Raw genomic sequence first — 20,990 nt, 5'->3', positions numbered from 1 at the left:
AAAGAATGCCTAAAAGTCAAAAGATTCGTCATTCGTTATCATCTGCGCAGTTTGGTATGTGGTTTGCGCAGCAATTAGATCCGCTTAATCCGATTTATAATACTGGGGAATATATAGAAATAAACGGAAATATTAATCAAGAAATTTTCGAGTTAGCTGTATGTAAAGTTATAACAGAAGCAGAAGCACTTCATGTTCGTTTCGAAGAGGATGAAATTGGCCCATGGCAAGTTATTGAGGAATCGTCAAAGTTTCATATGCATTTTATTGACGTTCGTAAAGAGGAAAATCCTGAAGAAGCTGCTAAGGAATGGATGAAAAATGATTTATCTGTACCGATAGATTTAAAAGAAGATAAATTTTTTACTGAAGCACTTATTCAAGTTGAAAATAATCGTTTCTTTTGGTATCAGCGCATCCATCACATTGTGATGGATGGCTATGGATTTTCACTTCTTAGCCAAAAGGTAGCGAATGAGTATACATCACTTATAGAAGAAACAAATAAGAATGAAAAGCCATTTGGTTCTCTTGCAAAAATTGTACAAGAAGATAATGAGTATCGTGAATCTAAACAATTTCAGGAAGATCGTACTTTTTGGTTAGAAAAGTTTGCAGATGAACCGGAAGTTATAAGTTTAGCAGAACGAGCGCCGAGAACATCAAATGGATTTTTACGAGAAACTGCTTATTTATCAAATGCTAGTACGAAAACTTTACTAGAAGATATTAATATTTCGTTAACGAGTTGGCCCGAATTTGTTGTAGCTGTAACAAGTATTTATATGCATAAAGTAACAGGTGCAAATGATATTGTTTTAGGTTTACCGATGATGGGGCGTCTTGGTTCTGTATCTATTCATACACCAAGCATGGTAATGAATTTAGTTCCACTTCGTCTCACTGTAACTCCAAATATAACTCTTGCGGAATTAATACAGCAAGTTTCTAAAGAAATTCGAGACGTACGTCGTCATCATAAATACCGTCATGAGGAGTTAAGAAGAGACTTAAAGCTACTAGGTGAAAATCAAAGGTTGTTTGGGCCGTTAGTGAATGTTATGCCTTTTGATTATGGGCTTAATTTTGCTGGAAATCGTGGCATTACACATAATTTATCAGCAGGACCTGTCGATGATTTATCGATAAATGTATATAAGCGCTTCGATGAAAATGAGCTAATGATTCATTTTGATGCGAATCCGGAAGTATATAACGGTGCGGAACTAGCATTGCATAAAGAAAGATTTATGAATCTATTAGAATTAGTGATAAATAATGATCACAAAGACGAGCCGATTGGAAAAATAAACATTACTCTTCCTGAAGAAAATCATAAAGTTTTATTGGAATGGAATGAAACTAAGAGAGCTGAAGAGCTAATTAATCTACCTATATTATTTGAAAAACAAGTACAAAAAAATCCAAATAATATAGCAGTTACTTGTAACGGGATAAAACTTACGTATAAAGAGCTAAATGAACGAGCAAATGAACTTGCAAACTATTTAGTAGAAGAAGGAATACAAGCAAATCAATTTGTAGCCTTAGTATTTCCAAGATCAATAGAAATGGTAGTTAGTATGTTAGCAGTTCTAAAGGCAGGTGCAGCGTATTTACCGATAGATCCAGTATACCCAGCCGAGCGAATTCATTATATAGTAAATGATGCAAATCCGGTTTGTATCATAACACATTCAGCTGTTTTATCTACTTTAGTTATAGAAAATGATATTAAAAAAATCATATTAGATAACGAAGAAACGAAAATAACGTTAAAAACATATTCTCCTATGAATATATCATTTAAAAATAATGAATCACTTTTAAATCCAGCGTATACAATTTACACTTCAGGATCAACAGGAAATCCAAAAGGTGTAATTGTTTCTATGAAAGGTTTAAGTAACTTCTTATTGGCTATGCAACATACGTTTTCATTAAATGAAAACGATCATTTATTAGCGGTTACAACGTTTGCGTTTGATATTTCTGCTCTAGAAATATATTTACCTCTTATTAGTGGTGCAAGTATAACAATTGCTCAAAAAGAAGTAATCCAAGAGCCTTCTGCATTAACGACACTTTTACAAGAAGAAAGAGTGACAATTATGCAAGCTACACCGACGCTCTGGCAGGCGTTAGTAACTGAATATCCAGAGCGGCTACAAGAGCTAAACGTACTCGTTGGTGGTGAAGCTCTACCAGCACATTTAGCAAATAAATTAAAAGAATTAGGTTGCTCTATAAGTAACTTATATGGACCAACTGAAACGACAATTTGGTCTACTTACATGAACATTGATGAAAGTGAAAGTGGTATACCTCCTATTGGAAAGCCAATTTGGAATACAGAAGTATATGTATTGGATGCAGGGTTACAACCAGTTCCACCTGGAGTTATAGGTGAATTATATATTGCAGGGGAAGGGCTTGCAAACGGATATTTAGGAAAACCTGAGTTAACAGCTGAACGGTTTGTTGCAAATCCTTATGGGAAAGCTGGAGCGCGTATGTATCGCACAGGTGATCTTGTGAAGTGGCGTAACGATGGTGTGTTAGAGTACATTAGTCGCGCAGATCATCAAATTAAAATTCGCGGTTTCCGAATTGAATTAGCTGAAATTGAAACGGTATTACAACGACATGAAAATATTCAACAAGCGGTAGTAATGGTACGAGAAGATCGCCCAAATGATAAACGAATCATCGCGTATATCGTTGCCGAAGAGAAGGAACCAATTAATCTTTCAGAAATTCGTTCTTATGTTTCAGAAAGTTTAGCGAATTATATGGTACCATCGGCATTTGTTGTGCTAGAAGAATTACCATTAACGCCAAATGGTAAGATTGATAGAAAGAAATTACCTGCTCCTGATTTTAATGGAATGAACAATGAGAGAGTTGCTAGAAATCCGAAAGAAGAAATATTATGTGATTTATTTGCTGAGGTACTTGGTGTTTCACGAATTAGTATAGATGATAATTTCTTTGAAATGGGTGGCCATTCGCTTCTTGCATCTCGTTTAATGGCAAGAATTCGTGAAACGTTAAGTGTAGAATTAGGAATCGGAAAGCTATTTGAATTACCAACTGTTGCTGAATTAGCGAAACAATTGGATCATGCAAAAAGCGCAAGACCAGCTATTAAGAAAGTAAGTAGGCCAAATGAAGTTCCACTTTCATTTGCACAGCGCAGGTTATGGTTCTTAAATTGTTTAGAAGGTCCAAGTCCTACTTATAATATTCCGTTAGTCATTCGTATGTCTGGAAAATTGAATGAGGAAGCACTGCAAGGTGCCTTTTATGATGGAGTTGAGAAACATGAAACACTTAGAACGATTTTCCCGAATTCACTTGGCAGTTCATATCAAAGAATTCTAGAAATGGATAAATTGAATTTAAAAATGATTATAACAAATACATGTAAGGATGAATTAGAAAGTACACTGTCTGAAGCTGTAAGATATAGCTTTAATCTTGATATCGAACCAGCAATTCGTTTGCAACTTTTTAAAGTGAGTGAAAACGAACATGTTTTACTAATTCTTTTGCATCATATTGTAGGAGATGGATGGTCATTACAAGCGTTAACGAGAGACTTTACAGCGGCTTATAAAGCACGATGTCAAGGTGATAGTGTTCAACTAGAAACCCTTCCAGTTCAATACGCAGATTATTCACTATGGCAACAACAGCTATTAGGTGATGAAACAAAACCAGACAGTATTATTTCAACACAATTAGATTTTTGGAAAGAAGAGTTAAAAGGTTTACCAGATCAAATAGAGTTACCTACAGATTACCAGCGCCCAATTGAAACTAGTTATCGCGGGGAAACAATTCATTTTCATTTAGATGAAGGTATGCATAGTAGATTAGTGGAGCTCGCTCGTAAAAATGGAGTTAGTTTGTTTATGGTGTTGCAAGCAGGACTAAGTGCCTTATTTACAAGATTAGGTGCTGGAACTGATATACCATTAGGTAGTCCGATTGCTGGAAGAAACGACGATGTACTCACGGATATAGTTGGTTTATTTGTAAATACATTAGTGTTACGCACAAATACATCAGGAGATCCAAGTTTTAAAGAATTATTAAATAGAGTGAAACAGGTAAACCTTGCAGCTTATGAAAATCAAGATGTTCCATTTGAACGACTTGTTGAAGTGTTAAACCCAGTACGAACTCGAAATAGTCATCCGCTGTTTCAAGTTATGTTAGCTTTTCAAAATACGCCAGAAGCAACGTTTAATGTACCGGATTTAGAAGCGAGCCTTGAAATTCAAAGTGTTGGTTCTGCAAAATTTGATTTAACATTTGAAATTAGCGAGAGTAACAGAGTTGATGGTACTCCAAACGGCTTACACGGATTGTTAGAGTTTAGTACCGATTTATATAAACGTGAAACGGTTCAAAAACTAATAGAACGATTCATTCTATTATTAGATGATGCAGAGAAACATCCGGATCAATCAATTGGTAGATTAGAAATATTAACTTTAGCAGAGCGAAATACAGTTTTAGAAAAGTGGAATGGTGGTTTTCAAATTGTACCTGAAATGACATTGCCACAATTATTTGAAAAGCAGGCTCATGTAAATCAAAATTCTATTGCTGTCGTCTTTGAAGATGAAAAGCTAACTTATGAAGAGTTAAATAGAAAAGCGAATAAAATAGCTCGTTTGTTAATAGCGAAAGGAATCGGTCCTGATCAACTTGTTGCTTTAGCGATGCCGAGATCTTTAAATATGGTTGTAAGCTTACTTGCTGTTCTTAAAGCTGGTGCGGGATACCTTCCGTTAGATCCGGATTATCCGTCAGATCGTATCTCATTTATGCTACACGATGCGAAACCATCATGTGTTTTAACAAATTCAGATGTGGAAATTGAATGTGATGAGACACTAAAGATTTTAGTTGATGATGTGAACGTAATAGAAGAAATTGAGAAATATAGTGAAGACAATATAGATGAAATGGAGCGCATGAAGCCGTTATCTCCTTCACATATTGCTTACGTTATTTATACGTCAGGCTCAACAGGTAGACCGAAAGGGGTTATGATACCTCATCAAAATGTAGTAAGACTTTTAGGAGCAACTGATCATTGGTTCCAATTTGACGCAGACGATGTGTGGACGATGTTCCATTCATACGCTTTTGATTTCTCGGTTTGGGAAATTTGGGGACCTTTATTATATGGAGGGCGTTTAGTTGTAGTACCACATACTGTAAGTCGCTCGCCGAAAGAATTTTTACAACTGCTTGTTAAGGAAAAGGTGACTGTTTTAAACCAAACTCCATCAGCGTTCTATCAATTGATGCAAGCCGATCGTGAAAATGAAGAGATTGGTCAAAAATTATCTTTACGATATGTTGTTTTTGGAGGAGAAGCACTTGAACTAAGTCGATTAGAAGATTGGTATAGTCGTCATCCTCATAACTCACCGAAGCTTATTAATATGTACGGTATAACGGAGACGACGGTACATGTTAGTTATATTGAATTAGATGAGAGCATCGTCTCTTTACGAGCAAATAGTTTAATCGGGTGCAGTATACCGGATCTTAAAGTATACGTATTAGATAACTATTTACAACCGATGCCACCTGGAGTAGTTGGAGAAATGTATGTTGTAGGTGCAGGACTGGCTCGTGGATATTTAGGAAGAGCAGGATTAACTGCTGAACGTTTTATCGCAGATCCATTTGGGAAGCCAGGTACAAGAATGTATCGTACAGGGGACCTAGCGCGCTGGCGTCAAGATGGGACGTTAGATTATATAGGACGTGCAGATCATCAAATTAAAATTCGTGGATTCCGAATTGAATTAGGGGAAATAGAAGCGGTAATAATGAAACATCCTAAAGTTGAACAAGTAGCAGTTATTGTACGGGAAGATCAACCAGGGGATAAACGATTAGTTTCTTATATCATCGCATCAAATAATGAAACGATTGATACGAATGAAATGCGTCAGCATGCAGGAGGTAGTTTACCAGATTACATGGTTCCGTACGCTTTTGTAGTAGTAAATGAGTTACCTTTAACTCCAAACGGTAAATTAGATAGAAAGGCATTGCCAGCTCCAGAATTTATTGCATCATCTTCTAGCCGCGGACCGAGAACACCGCAAGAAGAAATGTTATGTGACTTGTTTACAGAAGTTTTAAGTGTGTCTCAAATTGGAATTGATGATGGATTCTTTGATCTTGGTGGTCATTCACTTCTTGCAGTGCAGCTGATGAGTCGCATTAAAGAGGCACTTGGAGTTGAACTAAATATCGGAACTTTATTTGCAGCACCTACTGTTGCAGGGCTTGCTGAAAGACTTGAAATGGGGAATGGTCAAAGTGCACTTGATGTGTTGCTTCCATTACGAGCAAGCGGAGATCAATTACCATTATTTTGTGTACATCCAGCAGGTGGATTAAGTTGGTGCTATGCAGGACTTATGAAATCTTTAGGAACAGATTATCCAATCTATGGTGTACAAGCACGTGGTATCGCTGAAAATGAAGAACTTCCAAAAAGCTTAGAGGAGATGGCGGCGGATTATTTAAAACAGGTTCGTGGAATACAGCCTCACGGACCATATCGTTTACTCGGATGGTCGCTTGGAGGAAATGTTGTTCATGCAATGGCGGCGCAACTTCAAAATGAAGGGGAAGAAGTAGAATTACTCGTTATGCTGGATTCGTATCCTGGTCACTTCTTACCGAATACGGAAGCACCTACTGAAGAAGAAGCGTTAATCGCATTACTTGCTTTAGGTGGATATGATCCAGATAACATGGATGGTAAACCACTTACTATGGAAAGTGCGGTTGCAATACTTCGCAAAGATGGAAGTGCATTAGCAAGTCTTGAGGAAGAGACTATTTTAAACTTGAAAGAAACATATGTAAATTCAGTAGGGCTGTTAGGGAAATACGTGCCAAAAGTTTATAACGGGGATATTTTATTCTTTAGATCTACTGTTATACCAGACTGGTTTGATCCTATTTCTCCAAATACGTGGCTAAATTATTTAGACGGGGAAATCGTGCAGCATGACATTGATTGTAGACATAAAGATTTATGTCAGCCAGGTCCACTTACAGAAATTGGACAAGTGCTAGCGAAATATTTGCAGAATAAGAAAGGGGTAAGTAAAGTATGACGAATCCATTTGAAAATGATAATTACACATATAAAGTATTAATGAATGAGGAGGGCCAGTATTCTCTCTGGCCTGCCTTTCTCGATGTACCAATTGGATGGAATGTCGTACATGAAGAAGCTAGCAGACAAGTTTGCTTAGAATACGTTGAAGTTAACTGGAATGATTTAGAGCCGAAAAAAAATCAAATTAGCGAAAAAATATTAGTAGGAAAACAATAATGAAAGTAAAAATAAATCCAAAAGTAGTTGTAAGCATCGTTTATATAACAGCGATGTTTATGGCTGCGATGGATGCAACGATTGTGAATGTAGCATTGCAAACGATAAGCAAAGAACTGCAAGTGCCCCCATCTGCAATGGGGACTGTAAATGTTGGGTATTTAGTTAGCTTAGCTATTTTCCTTCCGATTTCTGGTTGGTTAGGAGATCGCTTTGGTACGAAAAAAGTATTTTTAACTGCCCTTTTCGTTTTTACAATTGCATCTGCACTATGTGGAATTGCTAATGATATTACTTCATTAAACATTTTTCGTATCATTCAAGGTGCTGGTGGCGGACTTTTAACACCAGTCGGGATGGCGATGTTATTCCGAACATTTTCACCAGAGGAAAGACCAAAAATTTCTCGATTTATTGTACTTCCAATTGCTGTAGCACCAGCGATCGGACCAATTATTGGTGGTTTCTTTGTAGATCAAATGTCTTGGCGCTGGGCATTTTATATTAATCTGCCGTTTGGTATCATTGCGTTGCTATTTGGACTTCTATTTTTAGCAGAGCATATTGAAAAATCGGCGGGTCGTTTTGATTCTCTCGGTTTTGTTCTTTCAGCACCAGGTTTTGCGATGCTCATCTATGCACTCAGTCAAGGCCCGTCAAAAGGTTGGGTTTCTCCAGAAATAATTAGTATTGGGATAGCTGGGATTGTATTACTTACATTGTTTATTATTGTAGAACTTAAAGTAAAGCAACCGATGTTAGATTTACACTTATTAAAAGAACCGGTCTTTAGAAAAATGAGTCTTATTTCGTTGTTTTCATCAGCTGGTTTACTAGGAATGTTATTTATTTTTCCGCTTATGTATCAAAATGTAATAGGAGTTTCCGCGCTGGAATCGGGTCTTACTACATTCCCAGAGGCGATTGGATTAATGATTTCTTCGCAGATTGTACCATGGTCATATAAGAAATTAGGAGCTCGAAAGGTAATCTCTATTGGATTAGTAAGTACGGCGGTTATCTTTATTTTATTAAGTTTTGTAAATCATGATACGAATCCATGGCAAATTCGGGCACTATTGTTTGGCATTGGTATTTTCTTAGGTCAATCTGTCGGTGCGGTTCAATTTTCTGCTTTAAACAATATTGCACCACCTTCTATGGGGAGAGCAACTACTATATTCAATGTGCAAAACCGATTAGGATCTGCAATAGGAGTTGCTGTTTTAGCTAGTATACTATCTGGTTTTGGAAGTAATAACGTACAGAATAATGCACAGTCAGATTTTTCACCATATCAAGCAGCATTAATTGGATCAGCAATATTTTTACTCATAGCATTACTATTTTCTTTACGTATTTCCGATAAAGAGGTAATGTCAAAGAAGAATAAAAAGCCGTTATCTGTATTACAAAAAGAGAAAGAAGTTGTAAATGAATGAGTTGCAGCATGCTAATACTCTTTTAAAATAAAGTAATATTGGCATTTAAAAGGAGAGAGTTTACATGATAGAGAGTAAAGTTGTAGATTCTGTACCAACCCTTAATGAGAATAGTTGTCAAATATGGTGGGCAAGAATTTCAGATTTACAATCATGGCATTACAATTTACTAAATGATGTAGAGCGAGAGAAAGCAAATTCATATCATCATTCGGCAGACCGTGCGCGTTTTATAATAGGTTGTGTAATTAGTAGATTAGTACTTGGAAAGGTACTTTCTATGTCGCCAGTTCAAGTGCCAATTGATCGAATGTGCCCAGTATGTAAATTACAACATGGCAGACCACAGTTACCAGAAGGGATGCCGCAAATATCAGTCTCACATTCGGGTGAGTGGGTTGTTGTGGCATTTACTAAATCTGCACCTGTGGGTGTTGATGTTGAGCAAATGAATCCAAATATAGATGTTATGAAAATGGCAGAGGGCGTATTAACAGACATTGAAATAGCACAAGTTATGAAATTACCTGATGAGCAGCGACTAGAAGGGTTTTTAACATATTGGACTCGAAAAGAAGCAGTGCTGAAAGCGACAGGTGAAGGACTATTGATTCCACCAGTAGAAATTACAGTATCAGCTCCAAATGACCCTCCAAAATTGTTGATTTTTAAAGATAGACAAGAGTTAGCAGAAAATACAATGATGGAAGATGTAAGACCTAGTTTAGATTATATGGCTTCCATTGCAATATTTAGTAAAGAAGTAACTGAAATTACGCAGTTAGACGCGGGATTGCTATTAAATCATCGTTAATTTTTAATAAAATTTCTTATAGAAGAGGTGTTCCTCATGTTAGTAGCGGAAAATAGAAAAACTGAATTAACTTATAATGTACAGGCAATTAAAGATATGTTGTTTTCTAGAAATACGTCATCTATTCTAGCTTTAGAAAAACTTGTAAAAGATACAGTTCAGTTTGATGTACTTGAACAGGAAGCGCTCGATAGACAATACATTCCGAAAGAAGCAAAGAATTTCTTTGATAAAAACGGAACATTTCTTTATCGCGTATCTAATGTTAGTTATAAAGGTAAGGTGTTATCTGAAAATCTAATTTTTGCAGACACTTCGTTTTTACCGGATACAATAAAGAGTGAATTAGAGAGTGGAAATATTCCTGTTGAAAACCTTATAGAAAAGATGGAAGTAAGAAGAAACGTATTATATGAAGGATATCAGCCATCTGGAAATATTATCGAATTGTTTGATGGATGTTCTGTTGCGGCGAATGTTTATCCAACTAGAAAATATCAAATTGTAAGTAACTGCAAATGTGTATTTTATATTTGTGAAGTGTATCATGCAGAGAATATAAAGGAACTGCTTAAATAAGAAATAAACAATAAACAAGAAACCAGCCTATAAAATGGCTGGTTTCTTGTTTATTTAACAGCTTCTTTTAATTCTTTTCCTGCTTTAAATGCTGGAACTTTACCAGCAGCAATCTGAATTTCTTCTCCAGTTTGCGGATTACGCCCTGTACGAGCAGATCTTTCACGCACTTCAAAAGTTCCAAAGCCGATTAGTTGCACTTTATCGCCAGATTGTAATGCATTAGCAATTGTGTCAAATACGGATTGTACAGCTGCAGAAGCATCCTTTTGAGAAATATCAGCTGATTGTGCTACATTTTTAACTAATTCTGTTTTGTTCATGTTTTCACCTCATAAAAAATTTTTTAGAATGAATGTTTTAGTATAATGGTTAGTAAAGATAAAGCTAACTTTGTGATTAGAAAGAATGCTGTATATTTATGTTAATTTCGTTGAAAGAAACTGAATCCCTGCTAATATTTAGGGATTAATTAAGAATTGATGCATACAACAAGCTGTAATATGAGGATGAGGGGGAATATACGGATGATTTTTCGTGAAAAGAATGAGAAAGAAAGTATATTAATTCGTCAACATGATCATGGTTTTTTAGCTGGTGAAATTGCAAGACATATAATAGAAGATTTTTTTGAAGATAAAATATACTTAAAAGAGACAATTGATGCTATATATGAGCATGATAGAGGATGGATAGAGCTTGATAAAGTACCAATTTTGAATGATGCTAAAAATATTCCATATACATTTATGGATTGTCCAAGTTCATTACGCTTTGTTTTTTATACGATTGGTTTGAATGCAGTTGAAGAGTCAAATCCATACGGGGCGCTACTTTGTAGTAAGCACTTTTTATCATTTTCATTAAATGAGGAAGATGAAGAGATGATGTCTTTTTATAAAAATGAATTGGAACGACAAAAAAGAATTTTGAAAACGTTAACAAAAGAACAATATGCGATGTTTGATAAACATTATAGATTATTAAAGTTTTGTGATGAACTTTCTTTATATGTATGTATGAATAAACCTGGTGTAAAAAAGAAAGATGAAATTGATTTATTTAAAGAGGGTTTTGAAGGAACAGAAATGTTTAATAGTAAGGGGGAGAAGCCTATTCAAGCTGAATGGGTGGATGAAGAAACAATTCAAATAACATCGTTTCCATTTAAAACGGAATTTCATACGTATGTAAAATATAAAACTATAAATAAACATGAAGTTAAAGAAAAAGGGATTGTAAAAGCTGATAGAGAATCGGAAATGAAGAAGCAAAACATTCGTTTCATACAATAAGGAGGCGATTTAGATTGAAAGATTACATGTTAAAACAGTTTGATTACCATGCTTGGGCTAATACACGATTATTCAACCGACTAAAAGAGTTACCAAACTATGAGACAATTTTTAATGAACAGATACAGAGTGTATTCCCATCAATTAAGGATACTTTTGTACATATTTATATTACAGATCAAGTGTGGTTACACATATTGCATGGTAAAAGTATGAGTGAAGTAATACAAGACCGAGAAAAATTACGAAAACAAATCGAAACTAAATCGTTACATGAATTAGAAAAAATGTTTGAAAACATGGCAAATCAATATAAAGAATTTTTAAGTAGAATACAAGACGTAAATACTGTATTTGTTATTGAGAACCCATATGCAGGTGCATTAGACACTTCCATTTTAGAGTTAGTGCAACACGTCGTAAATCATGGTACATATCATAGAGGGAATATAACAGCAATGATCCGTCAACTTGGTTATTCATCTACAATGATGGATTTTGTACTTTATTTACATATGGTTCAGGAGGGAAAGGAATTGAAATAGAGAAAAAAGGAATGGCTTATTATAAATGAGCCATTCCTTTTTTAGTGATTAACTTGCCTGTTTTTTATTGCTTTCTTTCAATTTCTCTGCTTGTAAAAAGCGATTCGTTTCAGCGACAACAATACCACTTAATCCGATTAGACCAATTAAGTTTGGAATCGCCATAAGTCCATTTGCAATATCGGCAAATGTCCATACGACACCTAGCTTTAAATTAGCACCTATTGCAATCATAACGATAAAGATTGCTTTATAATATCGTACAGCACCTTGTCCGAATAAATAAGCTACACACTTCTCTCCATAATACGACCAACCTAAAATAGTAGAGTAGGCGAATAATATAATGGCGATACCGAGAATCATACTACCAGCAGTACCGAATACGGATTGGAATGCTAATGTTGTAGCTTCAACACCAGTTTTACCTGATTTCCATGCGCCTGTAGTAATTAATACTAGCCCCGTAATTGTACATACAATAAATGTATCTAGAAAAGTACCAGTCATAGAAACTAAAGCTTGTTTTGCAGGTGAATCTGTTTTGGCAGCAGCCGCAGCAATAGGAGCACTTCCTAAACCAGCCTCGTTAGCAAATACACCACGTGCCATTCCTATTTGAATTGCAGATGCAACTGTTGCTCCGATAAAACCACCAGCGGCTGCAGTACCTTGAAATGCACCAGAAAAAATAAGTGAAAATGCTTCTGGAATTTGATCAAAGTGATAGAAAATAATAATAAGGCCAGCGATTATATAAAAGAATGCTTTAATAGGAACGATATATCCAGTAACTCTACCAATCTTTTTTACACCGCCCAAAATAACGATAGCGATTAAGAATGACATGAGTATACCAGTTAATGCAGGAGGGAAAGAAAAATTGATTCGCATTGCCTCTGCAACGGAATTAGATTGAACCATATTACCGATACCGAAAGAAGCAGCTGTGCCGAATATAGCGAATAAAACAGCCAGCCATTTTTTCCCTAAACCACGTTCTAAATAATACATTGGTCCACCGGAGTATTCACCATTTTCATTACTAACACGGTATTTCACCGCAAGGATTGCTTCGGCATACTTTGTTGCCATTCCAAATAAAGCAGTAATCCACATCCAAAAGATTGCGCCGGGTCCACCGATTGTCACAGCAGTTGCGACACCTGCTATATTTCCCATACCAATCGTTGCAGCCATAGCTGTCATCAGTGCTTGGAAGTGACTAATATCTCCAGAAGATGATGTATCCTCTGATTTTTTAAAAGCTAGTTTGTGAGCGTATATTAGTTTACTAAACTGTAAACCTTTTAAGCGCACTGTGAGAATGATACCAGTTCCAACGAGTAGCAACAAAGTTGGTAACCCCCACACATATTGATTAATTTGTTCTAATACTTTACTTACTGTTTCCATCTGTATTCTCCTTTTTTAGAAAAAATAAAAACCACTTCAAGGAAATGAAATGGTCTCTGGAGAAACAAGGGATAGAAAAATAAACCGATACAAATCGGCATTTTCTTTCGCTTGTCTCTGTCCTTTTACCTGAGAGATTATCCGCTAGATTAGCGGATTTGCTCCTTCGGTGCTCGTTTTCCTCCGCGCTATATTAAGCGAGAGGGAGTCTCTCCAGAGATTCGTCCCCATGCAGTTCTACTTGTAAACAAGACCTGAGAGTTTCAAAGTTGGTTCAGCAACTTTTTGCCCCGTCGGTAGATCAATAGACCTTCTCCTGAATGGTTCATCCGAATTATAAAATTAAAAACTTAAACGCATTGATTCTGTATAGAATCAATAAAAACATTATAGATATACAATTAGTGAAATGCAATCATTTTTTATTTTGAAATAGTAAATGAGTTAATAGTGAGATGTAATCTGTATAGGATTACATTCCTTTTAAATTCCGAATTATTTGAAATAAAATCAATTTGGTGGTTTGATAGATTTAGAGTAACTAAAAATGGTTATTTGTGTATGGAGTATAACAGCAGATATAATTTGTTTGCATAATTTTATTATGTAAACAAATTATTACAAGAGGGAAATGGGTCTTATCATAAGGGGGATTAGAAATGCTATTAAAAACAATATTTTGTAAGGTGGAAGAAGAGAAAAGGGAATTGTTTTCTGATGCACAAGAAAAATGGCGTGATTTACAGTATTTAGACGGATTCTATGGACAATTTGGTGGGTGGAATGAAGCTGAAGCGTGTGTGTATACTTTATGGAAGGATAGAAATGCATATCAATCATTCATGAATGATGCTCATGATACAATTTTTTTAAATAGTAATCAAGAAGGCACATATACTTCCTGTAATATTGAAATGTTTCAAACGTTGTATGATATAACAGAAACTCCTTTGAAAGACGTAACTGCACAAGGGTCATTTGTAAGAGTTGCAATTTGCGATGTGAAAGAAGGAAAAGAAAAGTATTTTTTACATACGCAAGAAACAATTTGGAATAAAGGAATGGAAAATGCAAAAGGAATGTTAGGTGGAGTTGTTGGGAAGTCTTTAAAGACTGAAAATCGTTACATAGTATTAACGTATTGGCAAGATGAAATAGCACATGAACTCTATATGAAAGAAATTTTCCCAGAGTTATATCAGTTAGCAAATGTAAATGAGTATGTTGAAAATATAAATGGGAAGAGAGTTATTCGGAAGGAAGAATGGTCTGTTGCCGCTTCTAAATAAAGTTAGAACTTATTAAAGTAGCTAATTTCGAAAAATTTGATACAGAACATTAGTTCTTGTATAATTACTTTGCACAAGAATAAGAGGGGAGATATTTAAATGAGTAAAGTTTTAAGATTTGAATTGCAAGTCCCAAACCCTGAAGAAGCTATTCAATTTTATACAAATAGTTTTGGATGGAAGTTTGAAAAAATGCCTGGGCCACATGACTATTGGTTCATAATTACAGGTGAGAGTGATAGACCTGGTATCGATGGTGGATTAATGAAATCACCTGATGGTGCTACTAGGACAACTAATTCGATTGAAGTACCTTCAGTAGATGAGTACATAAATAAAGTTATTGAAAATGGTGGACAAGTAGTTGTACCTAAAACTGCTATTCCTAATATGGGTTACTTTGCTTATTGTATAGATAATCAAGGGCTTCTTTTTGGAGTATGTGAAGAAAATAGTGAAGCGTAAAAAATTAGGGGAGTTCGAGATTATTTTGTTTGTTGAACGATGTTTTCTATCAAAGATTATAATTATTGAACACTTTTGTATAAAAACTAGTATTCGTTTAGTTGAAGAAGGATCCATTTTGATTATTTTCAAAAGGGTTCTTTTTTATTTTTCACATATTGTGAGTTATTTAGGCATGATTAATCAAACTTATATCGGTATATTATCTATGAAAAAAGTAAATAAATGATGTTATATTCAAGGGTTGATCTATTGACTGCTAAACAGTTTGAGGTGAAAAGGAAAAGAGGACCAATTATTTTCGTGTAAACATGTAATTAAGTGAAGACGTCATATACCCTTTCATGTTAATATATTTAAGTTATAATAGGAGGCTTACCCTTTTGTATTGTACGGTAGAAGCAGTGTGAGCTTGAAATTTTTTATGAAAAGGATGTGCCTAACTTGCGTATCAATAAATTTATTAGTGAAGCTGGAAAAGCGTCTCGACGTGGAGCAGATAAGTTAATTAACGAGAGAAAAGTAATTATTAACGGTAAGGTTGCAAAAATTGGTGACCAAGTAAATCCAGGTGATGACGTACGAGTAAATGGAGAGCAACTTCGTATTGCTCGAGACCATGTGTATATCGCTTTAAATAAACCAGTAGGTATTACATGTACAAGTGAAAAAGCAGTAAAAGGTAATATTATCGATTTAGTGAATCATCCTTTACGAATTAATCACATCGGACGTCTCGATAAAGACTCAGACGGTTTAATTTTGTTAACGAATGATGGCGATATCGTTAATGAGATTTTACGTGCTGAAAACAAACATGAGAAAGAATATATCGTTTCAGTAGATAAGCCGATTACACCGGAGTTTTTAGAGAAAATGGCAGCAGGTGTTAAAATTTTAGATACAAAAACTCTTCCTTGTGAGATTACACAGTTATCAAAATATGAGTTCCAAATTATTTTAACACAAGGATTGAATCGTCAAATTCGCCGTATGTGTGAAGCTTTAGGTTATCAAGTATACACGTTAAAACGTACGAGAATTATGAATATTGAGTTGAATAATTTACCAGTCGGACAGTGGAGAGATTTATCGAAAAAAGAGAAAAAACGACTATTTTCAGACTTAAATTACGAACCACAAGATTGGTAAAATAGAGAAAAAGAAACCAAAAAATGTTTTTGGTTTCTTTTTTATTCAACCAAAAATATATTTTTAACACTTGTAAAAACGAATTGAATAGGATATATTAAGTAACAATAAATGGATTTATTATAAAAGCAAAGAAAAGGACACGAGTTATTTTAAACGGTTATACAGAGAAGGAAGTAAAGCTGAGAACTTCCTAACGCAGAAAAATAACTTACCACCTTAGAGCTGCACTGGGGAAATCAAGTATCTAGTGCCGTGTAAGCGACGTTACCCGCAAAAGAAGCCATTATGTTTTTTTGTGATGGGAATCTGGGTGGAACCACGAATATAAGCATATTCGTCCCTATTTACTAGGGATGAATATGCTTTTTTATATTTTATTTCATAATAAGCGAAGAAAAGGACACGAGTTATTTTAAACGGTTATACAGAGAAGGAAGAAAAGCTGAGAACTTCCTAACGCAGTAAAATAACTTACCACCTTAGAGCTGCACTGGGGAAATCAAGTATCTAGTGCCGTGTAAACGACGTTACCGTAAAAGAAGCCATTGTATATTTGCGATGGGAATCTGGGTGGAACCACGGGTAAAAGCACACTCGTCCCTATTTTAGGGATGAGTGTGCTTTTTATTATGAAATGGAGAGATGAAAAATGAAAAAACAGATGATCGAAATTAAATTTCCAGATGGTAGCGTTAAAGAATTTGTGAAAGGCATTACTTTAGAAGAAATTGCTGGGGCAATTAGTAGTAGCTTGAAAAAGAAAGCAGTCGCAGGAAAAGTTAATGATAAGTCTTTTGATTTACGAAGAAACATTGAAGAAAGTGCGAAAGTTGAAATCATTACTATGGATTCAGATGAAGGGGTAAAAATTGCAAGACACTCTGCGGCACATATATTAGCGCAAGCTGTAAAAAGAATTTATGGTGATGTAAACCTTGGTGTAGGGCCAGTCATTGAAAATGGATTTTATTATGACATGGATCTTCCGAGTAGTGTAAACGTAGAAGATTTACCGAAAATAGAAAAAGAAATGAAAAATATTATAAATGAAAATGTAAAGATAGAACGAGTTGAAATCTCTCGAGAAGAAGCAAAAAAACTGTTTCAAGAAATGAATGATAGTTTGAAATTAGAGCTTTTAGAAGCAATTCCTAATGGGGAGAGTGTAACACTTTATAAACAAGGTGAATTTGTAGATTTATGTAGAGGACCACATTTGCCATCTACTGGTTATTTGAAAGCATTTCAATTAACTCATGTTTCTGGTGCATATTGGCGAGGCGATAGTAACAATCAAGTGCTTCAGCGTATATATGGTGTTGCTTTCTCTTCTCAACAAAAATTAGAAGAGTATTTACATTTTGTTGAGGAGGCCGCAAAGAGAAATCATCGGAAATTAGGTAGTGAACTTGAATTGTTTATGTTTTCGGAAGAGGCTCCGGGAATGCCCTTTTACTTGCCAAAAGGACAGATTATTCGCAATGAATTAGAAGCATTTTTAAGAGAAATTCAAAATGAGTACAATTATCAAGAAGTGCGTACTCCATTTATGATGAATCAAGAATTATGGGAGAAGTCAGGACACTGGGGACATTACAAAGACAATATGTATTTCTCAGAAGTAGATCATAAAAGTTTTGCGTTAAAACCGATGAATTGCCCAGGCCATATGCTTATGTTTAAAAATAAATTACATTCTTATCGTGAATTACCGATTCGTATGTGTGAGTTCGGTCAAGTGCATCGACATGAATTTAGTGGCGCTTTAAACGGATTATTAAGAGTTCGTACTTTCTGCCAAGATGATGCTCATTTATTTGTAACACCAGAACAAATTGAAGATGAAATCAAATCAGTGTTGGCGCAAATTGACTATGTGTATAAAACTTTTGGTTTCGAGTATGAAGTAGAGCTTTCTACTCGTCCAGAAGATTCAATGGGTGATGATAAATTATGGGAGCAAGCAGAATTGGCATTAGAAAATGTATTACAGTCATTAGATTATAAATATAGATTAAATGAAGGTGACGGTGCATTTTACGGTCCGAAAATTGATTTCCATATTAAAGATGCTTTAAATAGAAGTCATCAGTGCGGAACAGTCCAACTTGATTTCCAAATGCCAGAAAAATTTGATTTAAATTATATAGATGAAAATAATGAAAAAAGAAGACCGGTTGTAATCCACCGCGCTGTATTAGGATCCTTAGATCGCTTTTTAGCGATATTAATTGAACACTTTGGAGGCGCGTTCCCGGCATGGGTGGCACCGGTTCAAGTGAAAGTAATTCCAGTTTCAAATGCAGTGCATGAAAAATATGCAAATAGGATTGCAGATAAATTAGCACAAGCCGGAATTCGTGTCGAACGAGATATACGAGATGAAAAGTTAGGATATAAAATTAGAGAAGCGCAAATGCAAAAAGTTCCGTATGTTCTTGTTATTGGGGATAAGGAAATGGAAAGCGAAGCTGTAAATGTACGGAAATATGGTGAAGAGAAGTCAGAAGTTGTTGAACTAGATGCGTTTGTGGAAAGTATGAAAGAGGAAATTAAAAATAGGAAATAGAGATTGATAATAAAACACACCATTAATATGTAATACTGAATTTAAAGTAATTAAAGATATATTAAATAACAATAACAAACGCAGAGAAGGGATAGCTTAATTGCTATCCCTTCATTTTAATTTCACTATTTAATCCCATTGGTTGAAGAAAGTTGTTGTCTGTATTTATTGAGTGAATTCGTCGCTTTTGTACTCCAAAATATCACCTGGTTGACAATCTAAAGTCTTACATATCGCTTCTAATGTTGAAAAACGAACCGCTTTTGCTTTCCCATTTTTCAGAATGGAAAGATTCGCCATCGTAATCCCAACCCTCTCCGAAAGCTCCGTTACGCTCATTTTTCGTTTTGCTAACATCACATCAATATTAATAATAATTGCCATATTCTCCACCTCAGACCGTTAAATCATTTTCTGATTTTATATTAATAGCTTCTTGTAAAAGCCTTTGGAGAACAGCAGCAAAAACGGCGATCACCATAGAGGCGAAAATGATGGTCAATCCGATTGGTATGAAACTTGGAGGATCAATTTTTTTTGCCATGAGATAGTAGAGTGGCATACCTAGCAAGTACAAGGTACTGATCGTGATGGCACAGTATTTTATATTCTTTAAAGCCTTTACCGATAATTCCGAGAACGCTTGGTTCTTATCAATATAGCTTAAAAGTTTAAAAGCTTGATACAGAGCAAAGTAAAAAGGTATCACTGCCGCGTACATATCGATTAAAACGAGAGATTTCATATAAGCAATATCTGGATACAATTCTCCAGCAAAATTCCCAATCTTAGGCACCAAAAATATGCACAATGCAAGAACTGGGAATCCTATAAAAGTAATAGCTAGCTTTAAAAAGAGTGTCGTAACTTGTTTCATAAAAAGCACCTCACTTATGTAATAACAACATGATTTTATCATGTTATTTATCGTTTAGCAATAAAAATATATTGTTTTTTATTTCATTATTATTGTTATTGAAATATCTTTTAAATTTTGATAACAATAAAAAGCATTTCTCATTCCAAAGAAATGCTCTTATGAAGTGGTTTGTTTTTTTAACCTTACAAAAATGTAAGGTAAATGTAAGGGAAATCGAATGAAGGGATTTTAGAAAAGTGAGAATATTAAGCAGAGAAATCGTTTGTATTTCTTATGTATCTCAATCTGCATTTGGAAAATTTAAAAATTCTTAAGAATTTTTATGAGAAAAATATAAGAAATATATGGGAAATTTATACTATACAAAAGGGATGGAGTGAAAGAGATGTCAACAAATGTAGTTACTGTAGAAAGTGTAGAAAAAACGTATGGGAAAAGAAATGAGAATCAGTCAAAAGCATTAAGGGGTGTTTCATTAAGTATTAAAGAAGGAGAGTTTGTAGGGATTATGGGTCCATCTGGATCTGGTAAAACGACATTACTAAATGTGATCAGTACACTTGATCAAGCGACAGGTGGTAGTGTAACAATAGCTGGCACAAATATTACTTCTATGAAAGGGAATGCATTATCAGATTTTCGTTCTCAAAAATTAGGATTTATTTTTCAAGATTTTAATCTACTAGAAAATTTATCAATTTATGAAAATATCGCTTTACCACTTTCCTTGCAAGGCGTACCGTCAAGTGAGATTACTGGAAAAGTAAATGAAGTAGCAAAGAAATTAGGGATTACTGAAATTTTAACTAAATATCCGACTGCTGTTTCTGGTGGACAAAAACAAAGAACAGCGGCAGCACGAGCTTTAGTACATAATCCGGCAATCGTATTAGCAGATGAACCAACAGGAGCACTTGATAGTAAAAATGCAAAAAGTTTATTAGAAGCGATGCAAGATTTACATGAAAATCACAATGTAAGTATTTTAATGGTTACACACGATGCATTTAGTGCAAGTTACTGTGAGCGTATTTTATTCATTCAAGATGGTCTTCTTTATAAAGAGTTAAAGCGTCAAGGGACTCGAGAAAATTTCTATCAAGACATTTTAGGTGTGCTTGCTCATATGGGCTCAGCTGCTGAGTCGAAGTAGG

General features: G+C 34.9%; 16 protein-coding genes, 1 riboswitch and 2 other annotated features. Of the genes, 12 read left to right on the top strand and 4 right to left on the bottom strand.

The window, feature by feature from the left end:
- The first annotated feature begins 5 nt into the window (after positions 1–5).
- The 5 genes from MHH66_RS14865 to MHH66_RS14845 all read left to right on the top strand — a co-directional run bounded on the left by MHH66_RS14865 (position 6) and on the right by MHH66_RS14845 (position 10,222).
- A complete protein-coding gene (locus MHH66_RS14865; RefSeq protein WP_078185827.1) occupies positions 6–7,166 on the top strand; it encodes an amino acid adenylation domain-containing protein in 7,161 nt (2,386 codons plus the stop codon).
- Positions 7,163–7,387 (top strand): MbtH family protein, encoded by a 225-nt coding sequence (locus tag MHH66_RS14860; RefSeq protein WP_000184075.1) that lies wholly within the window; start codon positions 7,163–7,165, stop codon positions 7,385–7,387. Before MHH66_RS14865 ends, MHH66_RS14860 begins: the two co-directional genes overlap by 4 nt.
- Positions 7,387–8,829 carry an MDR family MFS transporter gene (locus tag MHH66_RS14855; RefSeq protein WP_078185826.1) on the top strand — a complete coding sequence of 481 codons (1,443 nt, stop codon included), beginning with the start codon at positions 7,387–7,389 and terminating at the stop codon, positions 8,827–8,829. The genes MHH66_RS14860 and MHH66_RS14855 overlap by 1 nt, the downstream gene beginning before the upstream one ends.
- A gap of 64 nt (positions 8,830–8,893) precedes the next feature.
- On the top strand, positions 8,894–9,643 hold the full coding sequence (sfp, locus tag MHH66_RS14850; RefSeq protein ID WP_002031914.1) for a 4'-phosphopantetheinyl transferase Sfp: 750 nt from the start codon (positions 8,894–8,896) through the stop codon (positions 9,641–9,643).
- 36 nt (positions 9,644–9,679) lie between these two features.
- Complete coding sequence (locus tag MHH66_RS14845; RefSeq protein ID WP_002012778.1) at positions 9,680–10,222, top strand: hypothetical protein; 543 nt, start codon at positions 9,680–9,682, stop codon at positions 10,220–10,222.
- Positions 10,223–10,272: 50 nt separating this feature from the next.
- Here the strand turns inward: MHH66_RS14845 and MHH66_RS14840 are convergent, their stop codons facing one another.
- Positions 10,273–10,545, bottom strand: coding sequence for an HU family DNA-binding protein (locus MHH66_RS14840; RefSeq protein WP_002012780.1), 273 nt, complete (start codon positions 10,543–10,545; stop codon positions 10,273–10,275).
- A gap of 204 nt (positions 10,546–10,749) precedes the next feature.
- Here MHH66_RS14840 and MHH66_RS14835 point away from each other — a divergent pair, with 204 nt between their 5' ends.
- Positions 10,750–11,517 carry a DUF3891 family protein gene (locus MHH66_RS14835; RefSeq protein WP_078185825.1) on the top strand — a complete coding sequence of 256 codons (768 nt, stop codon included), beginning with the start codon at positions 10,750–10,752 and terminating at the stop codon, positions 11,515–11,517.
- Positions 11,518–11,531: 14 nt separating this feature from the next.
- Positions 11,532–12,062: a DinB family protein gene (locus MHH66_RS14830; protein WP_002085719.1), complete on the top strand. Its 531-nt coding sequence runs from the start codon at positions 11,532–11,534 to the stop codon at positions 12,060–12,062.
- Between the two features lie 48 nt (positions 12,063–12,110).
- Here MHH66_RS14830 and MHH66_RS14825 read toward each other — a convergent pair whose 3' ends face one another.
- A complete protein-coding gene (locus tag MHH66_RS14825; RefSeq protein ID WP_002065299.1) occupies positions 12,111–13,478 on the bottom strand; it encodes an alanine/glycine:cation symporter family protein in 1,368 nt (455 codons plus the stop codon).
- Between the two features lie 107 nt (positions 13,479–13,585).
- Positions 13,586–13,705: riboswitch (glycine riboswitch) on the bottom strand.
- A gap of 432 nt (positions 13,706–14,137) precedes the next feature.
- Here MHH66_RS14825 and MHH66_RS14820 point away from each other — a divergent pair.
- From MHH66_RS14820 to thrS, 4 genes are all read left to right on the top strand, one after another.
- Complete coding sequence (locus tag MHH66_RS14820) at positions 14,138–14,767, top strand: YdbC family protein (protein ID WP_078185824.1); 630 nt, start codon at positions 14,138–14,140, stop codon at positions 14,765–14,767.
- A gap of 99 nt (positions 14,768–14,866) precedes the next feature.
- A complete protein-coding gene (locus MHH66_RS14815; protein ID WP_078185823.1) occupies positions 14,867–15,232 on the top strand; it encodes a VOC family protein in 366 nt (121 codons plus the stop codon).
- 444 nt (positions 15,233–15,676) lie between these two features.
- Positions 15,677–16,384: a pseudouridine synthase gene (locus tag MHH66_RS14805; RefSeq protein ID WP_002200551.1), complete on the top strand. Its 708-nt coding sequence runs from the start codon at positions 15,677–15,679 to the stop codon at positions 16,382–16,384.
- A gap of 122 nt (positions 16,385–16,506) precedes the next feature.
- Positions 16,507–16,732, top strand: a binding site (T-box leader).
- Between the two features lie 37 nt (positions 16,733–16,769).
- Positions 16,770–16,992: a binding site (T-box leader), on the top strand.
- Positions 16,993–17,036: 44 nt separating this feature from the next.
- Positions 17,037–18,956 (top strand): threonine--tRNA ligase, encoded by a 1,920-nt coding sequence (gene thrS / locus MHH66_RS14800; RefSeq protein WP_078185822.1) that lies wholly within the window; start codon positions 17,037–17,039, stop codon positions 18,954–18,956.
- A 165-nt stretch (positions 18,957–19,121) separates the two neighbouring features.
- Here thrS and MHH66_RS14795 read toward each other — a convergent pair whose 3' ends face one another.
- On the bottom strand, positions 19,122–19,340 hold the full coding sequence (locus MHH66_RS14795; RefSeq protein ID WP_002141696.1) for a helix-turn-helix domain-containing protein: 219 nt from the start codon (positions 19,338–19,340) through the stop codon (positions 19,122–19,124).
- 10 nt (positions 19,341–19,350) lie between these two features.
- Entirely contained in the window at positions 19,351–19,833 is a 483-nt protein-coding gene (locus tag MHH66_RS14790; RefSeq protein ID WP_016102056.1) for a DUF2975 domain-containing protein, read from the bottom strand.
- A gap of 388 nt (positions 19,834–20,221) precedes the next feature.
- Here MHH66_RS14790 and MHH66_RS14785 point away from each other — a divergent pair, with 388 nt between their 5' ends.
- A complete protein-coding gene (locus tag MHH66_RS14785) occupies positions 20,222–20,989 on the top strand; it encodes an ABC transporter ATP-binding protein (protein WP_000106429.1) in 768 nt (255 codons plus the stop codon).
- Position 20,990: the final 1 nt, after the last annotated feature.

Source organism: Bacillus sp. FSL H8-0492, assembly GCF_038006145.1.
In the GTDB taxonomy this organism is placed as follows: Bacteria; Bacillota; Bacilli; order Bacillales; family Bacillaceae_G; genus Bacillus_A; species Bacillus_A mycoides.
Note: the sequence above shows the minus strand (reverse complement) of the source record. Positions and strands in the feature narration are given on the sequence as shown.

Excerpts from the sequence above, each read along its gene's own strand:
- MHH66_RS14865 (WP_078185827.1), top strand. The coding sequence starts at position 6 with ATGCCTAAAAGTCAAAAGATTCGTCATTCGTTATCATCTGCGCAGTTT.
- MHH66_RS14860 (WP_000184075.1), top strand. The coding sequence starts at position 7,163 with ATGACGAATCCATTTGAAAATGATAATTACACATATAAAGTATTAATG.
- MHH66_RS14855 (WP_078185826.1), top strand. The coding sequence starts at position 7,387 with ATGAAAGTAAAAATAAATCCAAAAGTAGTTGTAAGCATCGTTTATATA.
- sfp (WP_002031914.1), top strand. The coding sequence starts at position 8,894 with ATGATAGAGAGTAAAGTTGTAGATTCTGTACCAACCCTTAATGAGAAT.
- MHH66_RS14845 (WP_002012778.1), top strand. The coding sequence starts at position 9,680 with ATGTTAGTAGCGGAAAATAGAAAAACTGAATTAACTTATAATGTACAG.
- MHH66_RS14840 (WP_002012780.1), bottom strand. The coding sequence starts at position 10,545 with ATGAACAAAACAGAATTAGTTAAAAATGTAGCACAATCAGCTGATATT.
- MHH66_RS14835 (WP_078185825.1), top strand. The coding sequence starts at position 10,750 with ATGATTTTTCGTGAAAAGAATGAGAAAGAAAGTATATTAATTCGTCAA.
- MHH66_RS14825 (WP_002065299.1), bottom strand. The coding sequence starts at position 13,478 with ATGGAAACAGTAAGTAAAGTATTAGAACAAATTAATCAATATGTGTGG.
- MHH66_RS14820 (WP_078185824.1), top strand. The coding sequence starts at position 14,138 with ATGCTATTAAAAACAATATTTTGTAAGGTGGAAGAAGAGAAAAGGGAA.
- MHH66_RS14815 (WP_078185823.1), top strand. The coding sequence starts at position 14,867 with ATGAGTAAAGTTTTAAGATTTGAATTGCAAGTCCCAAACCCTGAAGAA.
- thrS (WP_078185822.1), top strand. The coding sequence starts at position 17,037 with ATGAAAAAACAGATGATCGAAATTAAATTTCCAGATGGTAGCGTTAAA.
- MHH66_RS14795 (WP_002141696.1), bottom strand. The coding sequence starts at position 19,340 with ATGGCAATTATTATTAATATTGATGTGATGTTAGCAAAACGAAAAATG.
- MHH66_RS14790 (WP_016102056.1), bottom strand. The coding sequence starts at position 19,833 with ATGAAACAAGTTACGACACTCTTTTTAAAGCTAGCTATTACTTTTATA.
- MHH66_RS14785 (WP_000106429.1), top strand. The coding sequence starts at position 20,222 with ATGTCAACAAATGTAGTTACTGTAGAAAGTGTAGAAAAAACGTATGGG.